This window comes from Halomonas sp. THAF12, from assembly GCF_009363675.1.
GTDB classification, from domain to species: domain Bacteria; phylum Pseudomonadota; class Gammaproteobacteria; order Pseudomonadales; family Halomonadaceae; genus Halomonas; species Halomonas smyrnensis.
This window is the reverse complement of sequence record NZ_CP045399.1, coordinates 1,952,456-1,967,298: the sequence shown is the minus strand read 5'-3', so window position 1 is coordinate 1,967,298 and position 14,843 is coordinate 1,952,456. Positions and strand designations below refer to the sequence as shown.

The following is a 14,843-nucleotide window of genomic DNA, read 5'->3' as shown; positions in this document are numbered from 1 at the left end:
TCAGGCGCCCAGGCCGCTCTCGCGCAGCAGCTGGTCGATGCTGCGTTCGGCGCGGCGCAGGCCGGCGCCCTCGATCATCAGCTCACTCTCGAGATTGGCGATGCCCTCGGTGACCAGGCGCTCGAGCAGTTCGTGGCGGGGCAGCCCGCAGCGCTCGGCGAGGCGTTCGAGGCGCAGTTCCTGGTCGCGGGTCAGGTGCAGCAGATGGGGCAGGGGCATGGCGATCACTCCTCCGTGGGGTCAGGACGAGTATCCCCCGACTTCCGTGACAACACGATGACCGCGGTCAATACGATCCCGTCACGACGGCCTCGGCTTATGCCAGCCCCCGGCGCTGCATCGCATCGAGGATGATCGGCACCGGCGTCATCAGGTGCTCGCGCATCATGGATCGTGAGCGCTCGGCGTCGCGGGTCAGGATGGCGTCGACCAGGGCGGCGTGTTCCTCGCGCTTGCGTGCCAGAGCCTCGTCGGAGAGCACCGTCTCCTGCAGCCAAAGGTGGCGATAGCGCTCGACCTGGTCGAACAGCCCCTGGCGCGCCTGCATCAGGTGGGGCGAGTTGCAGCCGGCGACCACCGCGGTGTGGAAGGCCTGGTGGCGAGTGTCCCAGACGTCGAGCATCTCCTCGGGACTGTGCACCTCCATGACCTTGGCCAGGGTATGGGCCTTGGCCAGCACGTCGGCCTCCCAGGCGTCGTCGCCGCGCTCGATGGCCAGCTCCAGCATCAGGCCCTCCAGCTGGGCGCGGGCATCATAGAGATCGGCCAGCTCCTCGCGCGACATCGGCGCGACCCGGTAGCCGCGCTGGCTGATGGCGACCACCAGCCGTTCGGCGACCAGCTGCGACAGCGCCTCGCGCAGCGGGCCGACGCCGAGATCGTAGCGCTCCTTGAGCCGGCTCATCAGCAGCTTCTCGCCCGGCGGGTAGACGCCGCGGATGATGTCCTGCTTGAGCCAGCGGTAGGCGCTGATGCCGAGGTTCTGTCGAGGGGTGCTGTCCATGATGCCGCCGTTCCCTGTGATGGGAGGTCATGATACTTGATCATCGTGAGCCATGAGAATCGTCGCCACTTGCCCCGGCCTTCGTCATTTATTCGGAACGTGGATATTCTCGATCGATGCTCGGCCTTGAAGCGCCGCCCGTGGCGTACGCGGCCGCGCGGGCGATGGTGCGAGTCGAGGTGTCAGGCGAGGGTCGGCAGGGGACTCTCGCGTGTCCCCTGCTCGTCGGGAGGGCTTCGACAGACGAAACGCTAAGATACCTCGGAATCCGCGTTGGATTAGTATTGTTCGCAACGCCCTCTAACGTCTCGTCTTCCGCCCAAGGAGCTGTCATGAAGCCCGAAACGCTCGCCCTGCATCACGGCTATGCCCCCGACGACCAGCATGCCGTCGCCGTGCCGATCCATCAGACCACCTCCTTCGCCTTCGACAGTGCCCAGCATGCGGCGGACCTCTTCGATCTCAAGGTAGAAGGCAATATCTACTCTCGGATCATGAATCCGACCTGTGCCGTACTGGAGCAGCGTGTGGCGGCCCTGGAGGGCGGTATCGCGGGCCTGGCGGTGGCGTCCGGCATGGCGGCCATCACCTACGCCCTCCAGACCGTGGCCGAGGCCGGTGACAACATCGTCTCGATCAGCGAACTCTACGGCGGCTCCTACAATCTCTTCGCCCATACCCTGCCGCGCCAGGGCATCGAGGTGCGCTTCGCCGACAAGGACGACCTCGGGGCGCTGGAGGGGCTGATCGACGCCCGGACCAAGGCGGTGTTCTGCGAGAGCGTCGGCAATCCCTCCGGAGGCGTGGTGGACCTGGCGCGGCTGGCCGAGCTCGCCCACCGCCATGGCGTACCGCTGATGGTCGACAATACCGTGCCCACGCCTTTCCTGTGCCGGCCCATCGAGCACGGGGCGGATGTGGTCATCCATTCCGCCACCAAGTACATCGGCGGGCACGGCACCACCGTGGGCGGGGTGATCGTCGATTCGGGGCGTTTCCCCTGGGCCGATCACGCCGAGCGTTTCCCGCTGCTCAACGAGCCGGACGTCTCCTACCATGGCGTCTGCTATACCCGGGATCTGGGCGAGGCCGCCTTCATCGGGCGCGCCCGGGTGGTGCCACTTCGCAACATGGGCGCGGCGCTCTCTGCCCAGTCCGCCTGGCAGCTGTTGCAGGGGCTCGAGACCCTGGCATTGCGCATCGAGCGCATCAGCGACAACGCCCTGGCGGTGGCCCGCCATCTGGAGAACCATCCGCGGGTCACCTGGGTGCACTATGCCGGCCTCGAGCATCATCCGGACCATGCCCTGGCGAGCCGCTACATGCAGGGGCGCGCCTCGGGAATACTCAGTTTCGGTATCCGGGGCGGCAGCGAGGCGGGCGCGCGCTTCTACGATGCCCTGGGGCTGATCCTGCGGCTGGTCAACATCGGCGACGCCAAGAGCTGTGCCTCGATCCCCGCCGCCACCACCCATCGTCAGCTCAACGACGAGGAGCTGAAGGCCGCCGGCGTGACGGACGACATGGTGCGGCTGTCGATCGGCATCGAGCACATCGACGACCTCATCGCCGATCTGGACCAGGCCCTCGCGGCCTCGGCCTGATCGCCCTTCAGCGATAGCCGGCCAGGAAACGCTCGTCCAGCCGGCGTTTCCAGTACCGGGCCAGCCGTCCGCCCCACCAGGCGCCGCCGCGTATCGCCAGCGCCTGGCCGCGGCCCAGATCGAGGATCGACAGCGCCCGGGGCTGGGGCCGGTAGGGGCGCAGCGCCTCGCCGCGCCACCAGGCGATGAGATTGTCCCGCAGCACCGGCGCCTGGCGCACCCCGTAGACGCCGAGCCGCGGCAGTGGGTGGTCGATGATGGCGGCGCAGTCGCCGGCGGCGAAGGCCCAGGGGGCCGCCGGGCTCTGCAGGCTGTCGGTGACCGCCAGCCCGCGGCCGGGAATCGTCGTCAGGCCGAGTCGTTCGATCACCGGCGGCGGCGCCAGGCCCACGGCGTGAACCACGTGCTCGGCGGCGACAAAGCGCGCGTTGTCTTCGCCGGCGGGCTGTCCCGCGGGCGTCGCCATGATGCCGCCCGGCAGATGGGCGACCAGTTCGAGCCCGGTCTCGACCGTGATGCGACGCCGGGCGAGCCGGCGTCGCAGCCAGCGCACCGCGCCTGGCGGGGCGCCCGGCAGCAGCTCCGACGACCGGGTCAGCAGGCGAATGGTCGGGTCGACGCCGTAGCGGTCGGCCAGGGCCCGCAGCTGGCAGGCCGCTTCGACGCCGCTGGCGCCGCCGCCGACCACCAGCAGCCGCGGGCAGCTTCCCGCAGTGAAGTCGCGCGCCAGCCGGTGGCGCAGCGACACCAGACGAGGGATCGGCTTGACCGGCCACACCCCGGGCCCCTCGGCATGGGCCGGCGGCGTGTTCACCGTCGAGCCGAGATTGAACGAGACGGCCGATACCGCCAGGCGTCGGCCGTCGTCCAGCCGCGCCTCGCGTCGTGCGGGATCGAACTCGGCCAGCCGGCCGCGCAGGCCCTCGACGCCATGGCGGCGGGCGAGCGCCATGGGATCGATTCGGTCCGCGGCGGGGCAATGCTGGCCGCCCAGCACGCCGCCGGCCATGCCGGAGTACCAGAAGCCGCCGGGATCGAGCAGCATCACCCGCGGCATGGGCAGGCGCTCCCGCTGGTGGATCAGGTGCAGGTGCGCGTGGCCGGCGCCGACCAGCAGCAGGGGGGCCGTCGATGAGCGGGGCGGCGCGTCGTGAGGGGCGAGAGATGTCATAGCATCGCCATGTGACCGGGATAGCGCCATCTTCCTCCTGCCCGCCATCCTCCGCCACCCCTGATGCAGGCTCTGCGGCCGAATTCGTGGCGGTGCCGGGCCGCCTGCTTGAGCGCGTCGATCCTCGTGCCCACGCCGGGCTTCAGAGAGCGGTTGGCAGGCCACAGCACATGGGAGCGGCCTCTCGGTGCCGGCGAGCTCGCCGTCTTCGGCCGCCGGCGGGGCGAGGGCTTGCGTCAGTACTTTCGGTTGACGTCCGGAGCGACAAGGCGTCAGATAAAGCCTTGAACATAAACGAGTCGGGTTCCCGATGCGGTCGCGAACGCGGTTACCACACCTCAAGCTCCTGCTGTGCCGCTGCCTGGCGGGGCTCGTGATCGCCGCGTCGTCGGCATCGGCCGTGCCCGCGAGCGGGGCCAGCGGCACCGTATCCGCCGGCGAGGCCTCGCGCATCCAGGTGCTGGCCTCCTATCACCGCGGCAACCTGTGGACCGACGAGCTGCTGGCTCGTCTCGACGAGGCGGCCGAACGGCTCGGCGTGCCGGCGCTCGAGGTGGACTATCTGGATGCCCGGCGCCTGGGCCGCGAGCGTGCCTTCAGCCTGCAGCGCGAGCGCCTGGCAGGGCGCTTCGCGGTGACGCCCAGCGATCGTCTGCTGCTGCTCGACGATGCGGCCCTGGCCTTCTATCTCTCCCGCCCCGAGGCTTGGCGCGAGGCGTCTCGTGTGGTGGCGATCGGCATCAATGATCCGGCGCTGCAGCAGCGGGCGCGGGACGCGGGCATCAAGCGGATCGAGACCACCGAGGTGGCCGAGCCGTCGCTGGCCTTCCTGGGGCAGGCATTCGGCGCGCCGGTGCCCTGGCTGGTGCTGGGGGATGACACCGCCGTCGGCGAGGACCTGACCCGGGCCTTCGTGTCGCGGCTGCGGGCGTCCTCCTCGGGGCGGCTGGCCGGCGTGCTGTGGGACTGGACGCCGGCGGCGGTGATCGAGGCGCTGGACGCGCTGCCGGACGCTACCCGGGTGTATCTGGTCGAGGGCCAGACCACCGGCAGCGGCGATCTCGATCCGACGCGACGGGGCTGGCTGGAGGCGCTCGCCGCCGAGGGCGTGCCGGTCTTCTGCCATGTGCCGTACCAGCTGGACCTTGGCTGCGCCGGCGGCACCCTGCTCGACACCCGGCGGGCGGCCACCCTGGCCATCGAGACGCTGCTGAGCCCGATCTTCGAACGCCAGCCCGCGCGTCAGGTCGTGGCGGAAGGCCGCCGGGTGCTGGACGCTCGCTGGCATGCCCGGGTGCCGGCGCCGCTGACCGGCTCCATCGAATGGATCGGCGTCAACGACGCCATGCGGCAGGTCGAGGATCAGCGTTCGATGCTGCTGTGGGCCGGCCTCGGTGGCAGCGGCGTGCTGGGCGGCGGCCTGCTGGTCATGGGCTGGTCGCGGCGACGCATCGCCCTTCGCCAGCGGCGGCTGATGATCGATCAGGCCAGCGGCCTGCCCAGCCAGCAGCTGTGGGAGGCCGAGGCACCGAGCCGCGGCGGCTGCCTGTTCGAGCTCGCCTCGCCGCAGCTGCGCGAGGCCCGCGAACGTTTCGGGCTGACCGCCGCCAAGTCGATGCTGCGCGAACAGCTCCCGGCGATGCGCGAGGCGCTGCCCGCGGACTGGCATCTCTACGCGGGGCCCGGCATGAACCTGCTGGGGTGGATGCCGGCCTCGGCGCTGGCGGTGGATGTCGAGGTGCTGTTCGACGGCGTGCTGGCGCGCCTCGGCGAGCTCTCGCCCCAGCGCGGCGGACAGCGGCTGAACTGGTATGCGAGCCTGCTGTGTCTCGGCGACCGGGGCGCCGACATCGCCCAGTGCCGCGACGCGCTGGACGAGGGAGTGAGGCATCTCGACCGGCGCGGCTGGTCGCAGCCCCTGTGCCGTGTCATCCCGCGAGAGCCCGGATCGGCGACGCGCTTTCGCCATCTGGCGGAGGCGATCGAGGCGCTGATCGACGCGCCGCAGTCCCAGTGGCGGCTGGTCTTCCAGCCGCAGTTCGCCACCCGGGATCATCGCCTGCTGGGCGCGGAGGCGCTGTTGCGCTGGCAGCATCCCGAATACGGTGCCGTGTCACCGGGTGAGTTCCTGCCGGTGGTCGAGAGCCTCGGCCTGACGCGCCAGCTGGATCACTGGGTCATCCAGGAGGCCATCGACTGGTTGAGTCGGCATCGGGCGCGCCTGGGCGACGACTTCCGGCTGTCGATCAACGTCGGGCTGGCCTCCCTCGAGGACGAGGCCTTCGTGCCGGGGCTGGCCGATGCGCTGCGGGAGAGACGGTTGCCGCCCGGCCGGCTCGAGATCGAGATCACCGAGCACGCCGACTTCGGCGAGCTGGTGGGCCTCGAGCAGACGCTGGTCGAGCTGCGCCGCCTCGGCGTGCGGGTCTCGCTGGACGATTTCGGCACCGGCTATACCGCCTTCCGGCTGCTGCAGCGGCTGCCCTTCGATGCGGTCAAGCTCGACCGCGAGCTGCTCGAGGCGGCCGGGCGCCATGAGCGGGCGGTCGAGGCCTATGCGGCGATGGTGCGCTTCTGCCGCCAGCTCGGCCTGGAGATCGTCGCCGAGGGCGTGGAAAGCGCGACGCAGCTGCGCTGGCTGGCGTCGCAGGACGTGCAGCTGCTGCAGGGCTTCCATCTGGGGCGGCCGAGCGAGTCCGAGGCGTTCCTGACGCGCTGGCGCTAGCCCGCGGTCCGGTCACGCTCAGGCGCGGGCCTGTGACGGCGCGCGGCGCTGCCAGGCCGACCAGCTGTAGAGCGCCAGGCCGATCCAGATCAGCACGAAGGTGGCGAGCTGGGTCGGTTCCAGCGGCTCGTCGAACACGAACAGGGCGATCAGGAACTGCACGCTGGGGTTCAGGTACATCAAAAAGCCCAGGGTGGCCAGGCGCAGGCGGCGGGCGGCGCCGGCGAAGGCCAGCAGCGGCAAGGCGGTGATCACCCCGCAGGCCACCAGCAGCAGCGTGGTGCGGGTGTCGGCGAGCAGATGCGACAGGCCGGCCTGGCTGAGCGCGCCCAGGGCCACCAGGCCCAATGGCATCAGCAGCAGGGTCTCGACCAGCAGCCCCGAGAGGCCGTCCAGCGGCACCTGCTTTCGCAGCAGCCCATAGGTGCCGAAACTCAGGGCCAACACCAGGCTGATCCAGGGCAGGGTGCCGAGCAGCGCCAGCTGCAGGCCGATGCCGATGCCGGCCAGGCCCACCGCCAGCCCCTGCACCCGGCTCATGCGCTCGCGCAGCACCAGCATGCCCAGCGCGATGTTGATCAGTGGCGTCAGGTAGTAGCCGAGGCTCGCCTGCAGCACGTGCTGGGTCTCGACGGCGTAGATGAACAGGCCCCAGTTGATCGCGATCAGCACCGCGCAGCCCAGTACCCTGCCCAGCTGTCGCGGCCGGGCGAAGGCTTCGCGCACCGGCCGCCAGCGGCGCAGCACGGTCGCCACGCCGGCCAGGAACACGCACGACCACAGCACCCGGTGCACCAGGATCTCGTAGGCGGGCACGCCGTCGAAGAGGGCGAAGAACAGCGGGAAACAGCCCCACATCAGATAGGCGGCGAGGCCGTATCCCACGCCCTGGACGGCCTGGGTGTCGCGGTCGATCGAAGGCATCTTCACGTCCCTGTTCAAGAAAGCGACAGCCTATCATGCGTGCCGGCCGGCAGGGTGATGGCTGCGTCGGCGTGCGCTCTCGTTTAGGCTATGGGGGCCGTTTGATCCCCAATGGAGTCCTCGATGAGCGAACTCAGAACGACCCTGGTGCAGGCCGACCTGCGCTGGGAAGACCCCGAGGCGAACTGCCGGATGCTGGAGGCGTCGCTGGGCGAGCTCGACGGCGACGACACCGACCTGATCGTGCTGCCCGAGATGTTCGCCACCGGCTTCACCATGAATTCCCGCGAGATGGCCGAGCCCATGGCCGAGAGCGCCACCGTGGCCTGGCTGCGCGAGCAGGCGATCCGACGCGGCTGCGTGGTGACCGGCAGCGTGGCCGTGGTGGAAGACGGTGACTGCTTCAACCGCCTGATCTGGGCGCGCCCCGACGGCAGCCTGGTGCACTACGACAAGCGCCACCTGTTCCGCATGGCCGGCGAGCACGAGCGCTATGCCATGGGCCACGAGCGGGTGATCGTCGAGCTCAAGGGCTTCCGCATCCTGCTCAGCGTCTGCTACGACCTGCGCTTCCCGGTGTGGCTGCGCCAGCGGCCCGAGGCCGGTGAAGCCTTCGAATACGATGCGCTGCTGTGCGTGGCCAATTGGCCGGCGCCCCGTCGCCATCCCTGGCGGGTGCTGCTCCAGGCCCGCGCGGTGGAGAACCTGTGCCCGGTGATCGGCGTCAACCGTGTCGGCGAGGACGCCAAGGGCCTGGCCTACGCCGGTGACTCGATGCTGGTGGACGCCAAGGGCGAGCCGCTGATCGACGAGCCCCGCGATGTGGCCTTCGTCAGGACAGGGACGCTGTCGCTTGACGAACTGCATGCCTTCCGGGAGAAGTTTCCGGCCTGGCGCGACGCCGATCATTTCGGCCTGACCGATGGAGTGGGTGCCTGATGCGACTGGATCGATTTCTCTCCGAAAGCACCGAGATGACCCGCAGCCTGGCCAAGCGGGCGCTGCTCCGCGGCGAGGTCGAGGTCAACGGCGAACGCGAGAAGAAGGCGGCCCGCCACCTCGCGGCCGATGATCGCGTCACCTGGAACGGCGAGCGCCTCGAGCTGGTCGGGCTGCGCTACGTGATGCTGCACAAGCCGGAAGGCGTGGAATGCACGGCGCGCCGCGGCCTCTATCCGCGCGCCATGGACCTGATCGACCTGCCCAAGGCCGAGCGCCTGCAGACGGTGGGGCGGCTCGACGTGGAGACCACCGGCCTGCTGCTGCTCAGCGACGACGGCCAGTGGTCGCATCGCGTGACTTCGCCGAAGCGCGGCTGCGCCAAGGTCTATCTGGCGACCCTGGCGCGTCCCCTGGAAGGCGCCGAGGCCGAGCGCGCGGTGGCGGCCTTCGCCGAGGGCATCGAGCTCGAGGGTGACGAGGCGCCGACGCGGCCGTCCGAGCTCGAGATGCTCGACCCGCTGCACGCGCGGCTGACCGTCCACGAGGGCCGTTACCACCAGGTGCGCCGCATGTTTGCCGCCATCGGCAACCACGTCGAGATACTGCACCGTGAATCGATCGGCGCGCTGACGCTGGACCCCGAACTGGCGCCCGGGGAATGGCGCGAGCTCAGCGCCGAGGAAGTGGCGCTGTTCTGAGGGGGGAGTTCCGCCTGAGGTCGATCCTCATGTCGCGGTGATGATGCGGTTGCGGCCGGTCTTCTTGGCGCCGTACAGCGCCCGGTCGGCCAGATCGGGCAGCGCCAGGGGATCGTCGGTGTGCGCCGGGTAGGCGGCGATGCCGCAGGACAGGGTCACCGGGCCCAGCATGTGGCCGTCGTGCCAGTAGACGCGGTCGGCCAGGCCGGCCATCAGCGAGGCCGCGCGCTCCCTTGCCGTGTCGGCGCCGGCGCCGGGCAGCAGCACCACGAACTCCTCGCCGCCGATGCGGCATATCTCGTCGTCGTCGCGGAAGTGCTCCCGCAGCGCGATCGCGACGCCCGCCAGGATCCGGTCGCCGGCCGCATGACCGTGACTGTCGTTGATGCGCTTGAAGTGGTCGATGTCGAGCATCGCCAGCGCCAGTGGCGCCTGCCGGGTCCTGGCCCGGTGGGTTTCCTGGCGCAGGCACTCGTCGAAGTGGCGGCGATTGTGCAGGCCGGTCAACGGGTCGGTGGTGGAGTCGATCTCGAGCCGGTCCACCAGCTGCTGTAGCCGTTGTGTTCGCTCCTCGACCTCCTGCTCGAGCTGCCGGTTGAGACGCTTCAGTTCACGCTGCGTATGGGCATAGTCGATCAGCGAGATGCCCGCGATGACCAGGGCAAAGGCCAGCGCCCCGGCGCTGGTCGGCACCCGCCGCCAGGGCAGCAGGCCGTGGGCCACGGCCATGTCGATCAGCAGCAATGCCCCGAAGAGGGCGAAGGCGCCGAGTATGGCCCGCTGCCGGGCATCGAACCGCCCGAGATAGGGCACGATGATCGCCAGCAGCAGGACGAGGCTGACGACCAGCAGCGCGTCGAACACCGGGAAGGTCATCGACAGCTCGACCCAGCCGAGCCCGCTGGCGCCCAGCGCGCCCACCAGATAGAGCAGATGGGCCTGCCAGATGCGGCGGATGCGGCGAGCCCGGGTGTCGGCGAACCAGTGTTCCAGCAGCAGCCCCAGCGCGACCGGCAGGCTGAAGTAGCCCGCGGCGGTGAGGCCGTCCCACAGCAGCGGGCGGTCGATCAGCAGCTGACTGGCCGGACATTCGGCCAGGATCATGACGCCGGAGCCCAGGGCGAACAGGCCGATGGGCAGGAAGCGGCGGCGATCGTCCTGGAACAGTGCGAAGCCGCCGGCGAGCAGCGCCAGCAGCAGGCACAGCGGGCCGACGATGAGGGCATCGAGGGAGTCGCGCAGCAGGAGGTCGTACAGCTCGGCCCGCTCCATCAGCCTGACCTCGCCCCACAGGCCGATGTCGGTGTAGTCGGAGTAGACGCGCAGGGTCAGGAGGCGGCCGGCGAAGTCCTCGGGGAGGCGGATCATGTGCCAGGGCCAGCCGGCGAAGCGGCCGTTGCCGGCGGCGTCGAAGGTGCCGTGGTGATAGAGGCGCTCGCCGTCCAGATAGGCCTCGGCGATCAGGTCGATGCTGGTGATGTAGAGCACCGGGTCGCGCCAGTCGCCGTCGGGGAGGACCGTGCGGAACCAGGCGTGGGTCTGGCCGCGGCGGCCGGGTGGGTTGGCGGGGAAGTCGATGGCCTGCCAGGCCGTGTCATCGCTCGGCCGTGCCCAGGTCGGCACGCCGTCGGCGGTCATGGGCGAGTCGCCCCAGCGATATTCCCAGCCGGCGCCCAGGTCGCGCGATGCCGCCATCGCCGAGCCGGCCCACAGGGCCGCCAGGCACAGCAGCGTCGCGGCGGTCAGCCACATCCTTGCCTGACGCATCCCGGTTCCTCTCGTTCCTTCGACACTCGGCAAGTATAGATAGGCGGCCCTTCGCTGCCAGCAAAACCGTCTCCCGGGTCGTCTCTGATTTATACCGTTATCTTCAGTCGCTTCTGCAGCATCAACGCCCGGTGCGGCCTGGTGAGCAGGCCGCGGGGGAGGCGGCGACGCCGATGGCGGCGCTCATCGTGACATCGACGACAGCCCCGCGGCCTCGACCAGGGCGCGGGTGTAGTCGGTGGTCGGCCGGGTCAGCACGGCCTCGCAGTCGCCCTGTTCGACGACCTCGCCGTCCTTGAGCACCAGCAGGCGATGGGCCATGGCGCGTACCACGGCCAGGTCGTGGCTGATGAACAGATAGCTGAGCCCGCGCTTGCGCTGCAGCTCGCGCAGCAGGGTGACCAGCTGCTTCTGCACGGTGCGGTCGAGCGCCGAGGTCGGCTCATCGAGCACCAGCAGCGACGGCTCGAGGATGAGGGCACGGGCCGCGGCGATGCGCTGACGCTGGCCGCCGGAGAACTCGTGTGGATAGCGGGCGCCACATTCCTCGGGCAGGCCGACCTCGCGCAGGGTGGCGCGCACGCGGCGGTCGACCTCGGCATCGTCCAGCTCGGGGTGGTGGAAGCGCAGCCCCTCGCTGACGATATCGGCTACCGGCATGCGCGGCGACAGCGAGCCGTAAGGGTCCTGGAACACCACCTGCAGCCGCCGCCGCTGGCGGCGCAGGGCGTCGCCGTGGAGGCGGTCGAGACGCTGGCCGTCGAAGGTGATCTCGCCGTCGCTCTGCTGCAGGCGCAGCAGCGCCAGGGCCAGGGTGGTCTTGCCGGAGCCGGATTCGCCGACGATGCCGAGCGTTTCGCCCGGCGCGACCGCGAGGTCCAGCGGCTTGACCGCCTCGAAGGCCGGCGGTCGGCGGCTGAAGAGTTTCTTCGGCCGCTGGAAGCGGATCCCGAGCCCGCGGGCGCTGAGCAGTGGGGGGCGATGGGTGAGCGGCTCGGGGCGGCCGGTGGGGTCGGCGGCCAGCAGTTCGCGGGTATAGGGGCTCTCGGGGGTCTCGAACACCCGCGACACCGGGCCGGTCTCCTGGACCCGGCCGTGGCGCATGACGCAGACCCGATCGGCGTGGCGACGCACCAGATTGAGGTCGTGGGTGATGAACAGCATGCCCATGCCGTGGGTATCGCGCAGCTCGGCCAGCAGCGCCAGGATCTCCTGCTGCACGGTGACGTCCAGCGCGGTGGTCGGCTCGTCGGCGATCAGCAGCCGCGGGTGGTTGGCGATGGCCATGGCGATCATCACGCGCTGGCGCTGACCGCCGGAGAGCTGGTGGGGCCAGGCGTCGAGCAGCTCCTCGGCGCGGGGCAGCTGGACCTGTTCGAGCAGCTCTCGGGCGCGTCGGCGGGCGGCCGCGCCGCGAAGCCCCTGGTGCAGGCGCAGGGTCTCGCCGATCTGGCGGGCCACGGTGTGCAGCGGGTTGAGCGAGGTCATCGGCTCCTGGAACACGAAGCCGACTCGTCCGCCGCGGATCGCGCGCCAGTCGCGCGTCGATAGCCGCGCGAGATCGGTGTCGCCGAGTCGGCGCGTCCCGCTGACCCGGGCCCCGGGTGGCAGCAGGCCCAGGGCGCCGAGCGCCGATACCGACTTGCCGGAGCCGGACTCGCCGACCAGCGCCAGGGTCTCGCCGGAGCGTACCTGCAGCGACAGCGCCTCGACCACCGGGGCGTCGTCGAAGGCGATGGTCAGATCCTCGAGGCGAAGCAGGGTCTCGTCGCTCATCTGGCGCTCCCGGTGGCGGTCTGGCGCTCGCCGTCGGCCGGTTCGGCCTTGCCGCTGGCGTGCTGGATGTGGCGCGGGTCGAAGGCGTCGCGCAGGCCCTCGCCGATGAACACCAGCAGCGACAGCATCACCGCCAGGGTCAAGAAGGCGGTGATGCCGAGCCACGGCGCCTGGAGGTTGTTCTTGCCCTGGGCCACCAGCTCGCCCAGCGACGGCGAGCCCGGCGGCAGGCCGAAGCCGAGGAAGTCCAGGGCGGTGAGGGTGGTGATGGCGCCGGTGAACAGGAACGGGATGAAGGTCAGGGTGGCGACCATGGCGTTGGGCAGCACGTGGCGGCGCATGATGATGCGCGACGGCAGGCCCATGGCCCTGGCGGCACGCACGTATTCCAGGTTGCGGGCGCGCAGGAACTCGGCACGCACCACGTCGACCAGCCCTAGCCAGGAGAACAGCAGCATGATGCCGAGTAGCCACCACAGGTTCGGCTCGACCAGGCTGGCCAGGATGATCAGCAGGAACAGCACCGGCAGGCCGGACCAGATCTCGATCAGGCGCTGGCCGATCAGGTCGACCTTGCCGCCGAAGTAGCCCTGCACGCCGCCGATGGCGACGCCAAGGGCCAGCGAGCCGGCGGTCAGCACCAGGGCGAACACCACCGACAGGCGGAAGCCGTAGATCACCCGGGCCAGCACGTCGCGGCCCTGGTCGTCGGTGCCCAGCCAGTGGCGGGCGTCGGGCGGCGAGGGCGCCGGATGGTCGAGGTCCTGATCCAGGGTGTCGTAGGAGAACGGGATCGGCGGCCACAGCATCCAGCCGTCGGCCTCGATGGCCTCGCGGGTGTAGGGGTCGCGATAGTCGGCCGGGGTGGGCAGGAAGCCGCCGAAGGCGCTGTCCGGGTAGTCGACGATCAGCGGTGCGTACCACTGGCCCTGGTAGTTCACCAGCAGCGGCCGGTCGTTGGCCACCAGCTCGGCGCCGAGGCTGACCACGAACAGCGCCATGAACAGCCACAGCGACAGGCGCGCGCGGGGGTTTCCGCGGAACACCGCCAGCCGGCGGCGGGTGATGGGAGAGAAACGCTCGCTCAGTGCCATGCTCAGGACTCCCGGGTCTCGAAGTCGATGCGCGGGTCGACCCACACGTAGGTCAGATCCGAGACCAGCTTCAGGATCAGCCCGATCAGGGTGTAGAGATACAGGGTGCCGAAGATCACCGGGTAGTCGCGCTGCATCACCGCCTCGAAGCCCAGCAGGCCGAGGCCGTTGAGCGAGAAGATCACCTCGATCAGCAGCGAGCCGGTGAAGAAGATCGCCACCAGCGCCGAGGGCAGCCCGGCGATGATGATCAGCATGGCGTTGCGGAACACGTGGCCGTAGAGCACGCGGCGGTCGCTGGCGCCCTTGGCCCGGGCGGTCAGCACGTACTGCTTGTGGATCTCGTCGAGGAAGCTGTTCTTGGTCAGCATGGTCAGGGTGGCGAAGCTGCCAATCGCCGAGGCGATGACCGGCAGGCTGATGTGCCAGAAGTAGTCCTTGACCTTGCCCCAGGCGGAGAGATCGCTGAAGTCCGGTGAGGTCAGGCCGCGCAGCGGGAACACGTCCCAGTAGCTGCCGCCGGCGAACAGCACGATCAGCAGGATGGCGAACAGGAAGCCCGGGATGGCGTAGCCGACGATCACCAGGCCCGAGCTCCAGACGTCGAAGCGCGAGCCATGGCGAAGCGCCTTGCGGATGCCCAGCGGGATCGAGATCAGATAGACCAGCAGGGTGGTCCAGAGGCCCAGCGAGATCGACACCGGCAGGCGTTCGAGCATCAGGGTGGTGACCGGCTCGCCGCGGAAGAAGCTCTCGCCCAGGTCGAAGGTGGCGTAGTCGACGAGCATGTCGAGGAAGCGCTGGTAGGCCGGCTCGTCGAAGCCGAACTGGGTCTCGAGGCGGTCGATGTACTGCTGCGGCACGCCGCGGGCGCCGCGGGATTCGCCGCCGCTGCCCGCGCTGTCGCCGCCGCCGCCCTCGAGGCGGGTGCTGGCCTGGGTCGACAGGCCCTCGAAGCGGGCCAGCATCTGGTCGATGGGGCCGCCAGGGGCGGCCTGCACGATGAGGAAGTTGAGCAACATGATCCCCAGCAGGGTGGGGATCATCAGCAGCAGGCGGCGCAGTACGTAGGCGGCCACGGAGTGTCCTTAGAGCTTATATGAAATCTCAACGTTCGCGGCGACAAGCCCCGAAGTGTC

Annotated in this window: 12 protein-coding genes; 4 read left to right on the top strand and 8 right to left on the bottom strand. The window is 70.0% G+C overall.

What is annotated here, in order from left to right; all coding sequences use genetic code 11:
• Both FIU88_RS09160 and csiR read right to left on the bottom strand, forming a co-directional pair.
• The gene (locus FIU88_RS09160) at nt 1–219 is read right to left on the bottom strand and encodes a ribbon-helix-helix protein, CopG family (RefSeq protein WP_016854991.1); all 219 of its coding nucleotides are present in this window, start codon (nt 217–219) and stop codon (nt 1–3) included.
• A gap of 97 nt (nt 220–316) precedes the next feature.
• Nucleotides 317–1,003, bottom strand: a complete 687-nt coding sequence (csiR, locus tag FIU88_RS09155) for a DNA-binding transcriptional regulator CsiR (protein WP_152478997.1) — start codon at nt 1,001–1,003, stop codon at nt 317–319.
• 332 nt (nt 1,004–1,335) lie between these two features.
• Between csiR and FIU88_RS09150 the strand changes: the two genes are divergently transcribed.
• Nucleotides 1,336–2,607: an O-acetylhomoserine aminocarboxypropyltransferase/cysteine synthase family protein gene (locus tag FIU88_RS09150; protein ID WP_152478996.1), complete on the top strand. Its 1,272-nt coding sequence runs from the start codon at nt 1,336–1,338 to the stop codon at nt 2,605–2,607.
• A 7-nt stretch (nt 2,608–2,614) separates the two neighbouring features.
• Here FIU88_RS09150 and FIU88_RS09145 read toward each other — a convergent pair whose 3' ends face one another.
• Nucleotides 2,615–3,778 (bottom strand): NAD(P)/FAD-dependent oxidoreductase, encoded by a 1,164-nt coding sequence (locus tag FIU88_RS09145; protein ID WP_152478995.1) that lies wholly within the window; start codon nt 3,776–3,778, stop codon nt 2,615–2,617.
• Between the two features lie 310 nt (nt 3,779–4,088).
• On the opposite strand from FIU88_RS09145, the gene FIU88_RS09140 reads away from it, so the two are divergent.
• On the top strand, nt 4,089–6,503 hold the full coding sequence (locus FIU88_RS09140; protein ID WP_152478994.1) for an EAL domain-containing protein: 2,415 nt from the start codon (nt 4,089–4,091) through the stop codon (nt 6,501–6,503).
• Nucleotides 6,504–6,521: 18 nt separating this feature from the next.
• Here FIU88_RS09140 and rarD read toward each other — a convergent pair whose 3' ends face one another.
• Nucleotides 6,522–7,427 carry an EamA family transporter RarD gene (gene rarD, locus FIU88_RS09135; protein WP_152478993.1) on the bottom strand — a complete coding sequence of 302 codons (906 nt, stop codon included), beginning with the start codon at nt 7,425–7,427 and terminating at the stop codon, nt 6,522–6,524.
• A 123-nt stretch (nt 7,428–7,550) separates the two neighbouring features.
• Here rarD and FIU88_RS09130 point away from each other — a divergent pair, with 123 nt between their 5' ends.
• Both FIU88_RS09130 and FIU88_RS09125 read left to right on the top strand, forming a co-directional pair.
• Nucleotides 7,551–8,366, top strand: a complete 816-nt coding sequence (locus tag FIU88_RS09130; protein WP_152478992.1) for an amidohydrolase — start codon at nt 7,551–7,553, stop codon at nt 8,364–8,366.
• Entirely contained in the window at nt 8,366–9,067 is a 702-nt protein-coding gene (locus FIU88_RS09125; protein ID WP_152478991.1) for a pseudouridine synthase, read from the top strand. The genes FIU88_RS09130 and FIU88_RS09125 overlap by 1 nt, the downstream gene beginning before the upstream one ends.
• A 27-nt stretch (nt 9,068–9,094) precedes the next feature.
• On the opposite strand, the gene FIU88_RS09120 is transcribed toward FIU88_RS09125, so the two are convergent.
• The 4 genes from FIU88_RS09120 to FIU88_RS09105 all read right to left on the bottom strand — a co-directional run bounded on the left by FIU88_RS09120 (nt 9,095) and on the right by FIU88_RS09105 (nt 14,783).
• A complete protein-coding gene (locus FIU88_RS09120) occupies nt 9,095–10,834 on the bottom strand; it encodes a GGDEF domain-containing protein (protein WP_253742456.1) in 1,740 nt (579 codons plus the stop codon).
• A gap of 183 nt (nt 10,835–11,017) precedes the next feature.
• Nucleotides 11,018–12,610 (bottom strand): ABC transporter ATP-binding protein, encoded by a 1,593-nt coding sequence (locus FIU88_RS09115; RefSeq protein WP_152478990.1) that lies wholly within the window; start codon nt 12,608–12,610, stop codon nt 11,018–11,020.
• Nucleotides 12,607–13,704: an ABC transporter permease gene (locus FIU88_RS09110; protein ID WP_152478989.1), complete on the bottom strand. Its 1,098-nt coding sequence runs from the start codon at nt 13,702–13,704 to the stop codon at nt 12,607–12,609. Before FIU88_RS09110 ends, FIU88_RS09115 begins: the two co-directional genes overlap by 4 nt.
• 2 nt (nt 13,705–13,706) lie before the next feature.
• A complete protein-coding gene (locus FIU88_RS09105) occupies nt 13,707–14,783 on the bottom strand; it encodes a microcin C ABC transporter permease YejB (RefSeq protein WP_152478988.1) in 1,077 nt (358 codons plus the stop codon).
• Nucleotides 14,784–14,843 lie beyond the last annotated feature (60 nt).

What these genes read in the sequence shown, in the direction of transcription:
- rarD (WP_152478993.1), bottom strand. Translation starts at nt 7,427, where the DNA reads ATGCCTTCGATCGACCGCGACACCCAGGCCGTCCAGGGCGTGGGATAC.
- FIU88_RS09145 (WP_152478995.1), bottom strand. Translation starts at nt 3,778, where the DNA reads ATGACATCTCTCGCCCCTCACGACGCGCCGCCCCGCTCATCGACGGCC.
- FIU88_RS09150 (WP_152478996.1), top strand. Translation starts at nt 1,336, where the DNA reads ATGAAGCCCGAAACGCTCGCCCTGCATCACGGCTATGCCCCCGACGAC.
- FIU88_RS09115 (WP_152478990.1), bottom strand. Translation starts at nt 12,610, where the DNA reads ATGAGCGACGAGACCCTGCTTCGCCTCGAGGATCTGACCATCGCCTTC.
- FIU88_RS09125 (WP_152478991.1), top strand. Translation starts at nt 8,366, where the DNA reads ATGCGACTGGATCGATTTCTCTCCGAAAGCACCGAGATGACCCGCAGC.
- csiR (WP_152478997.1), bottom strand. Translation starts at nt 1,003, where the DNA reads ATGGACAGCACCCCTCGACAGAACCTCGGCATCAGCGCCTACCGCTGG.
- FIU88_RS09160 (WP_016854991.1), bottom strand. Translation starts at nt 219, where the DNA reads ATGCCCCTGCCCCATCTGCTGCACCTGACCCGCGACCAGGAACTGCGC.
- FIU88_RS09140 (WP_152478994.1), top strand. Translation starts at nt 4,089, where the DNA reads ATGCGGTCGCGAACGCGGTTACCACACCTCAAGCTCCTGCTGTGCCGC.
- FIU88_RS09120 (WP_253742456.1), bottom strand. Translation starts at nt 10,834, where the DNA reads ATGCGTCAGGCAAGGATGTGGCTGACCGCCGCGACGCTGCTGTGCCTG.
- FIU88_RS09110 (WP_152478989.1), bottom strand. Translation starts at nt 13,704, where the DNA reads ATGGCACTGAGCGAGCGTTTCTCTCCCATCACCCGCCGCCGGCTGGCG.
- FIU88_RS09130 (WP_152478992.1), top strand. Translation starts at nt 7,551, where the DNA reads ATGAGCGAACTCAGAACGACCCTGGTGCAGGCCGACCTGCGCTGGGAA.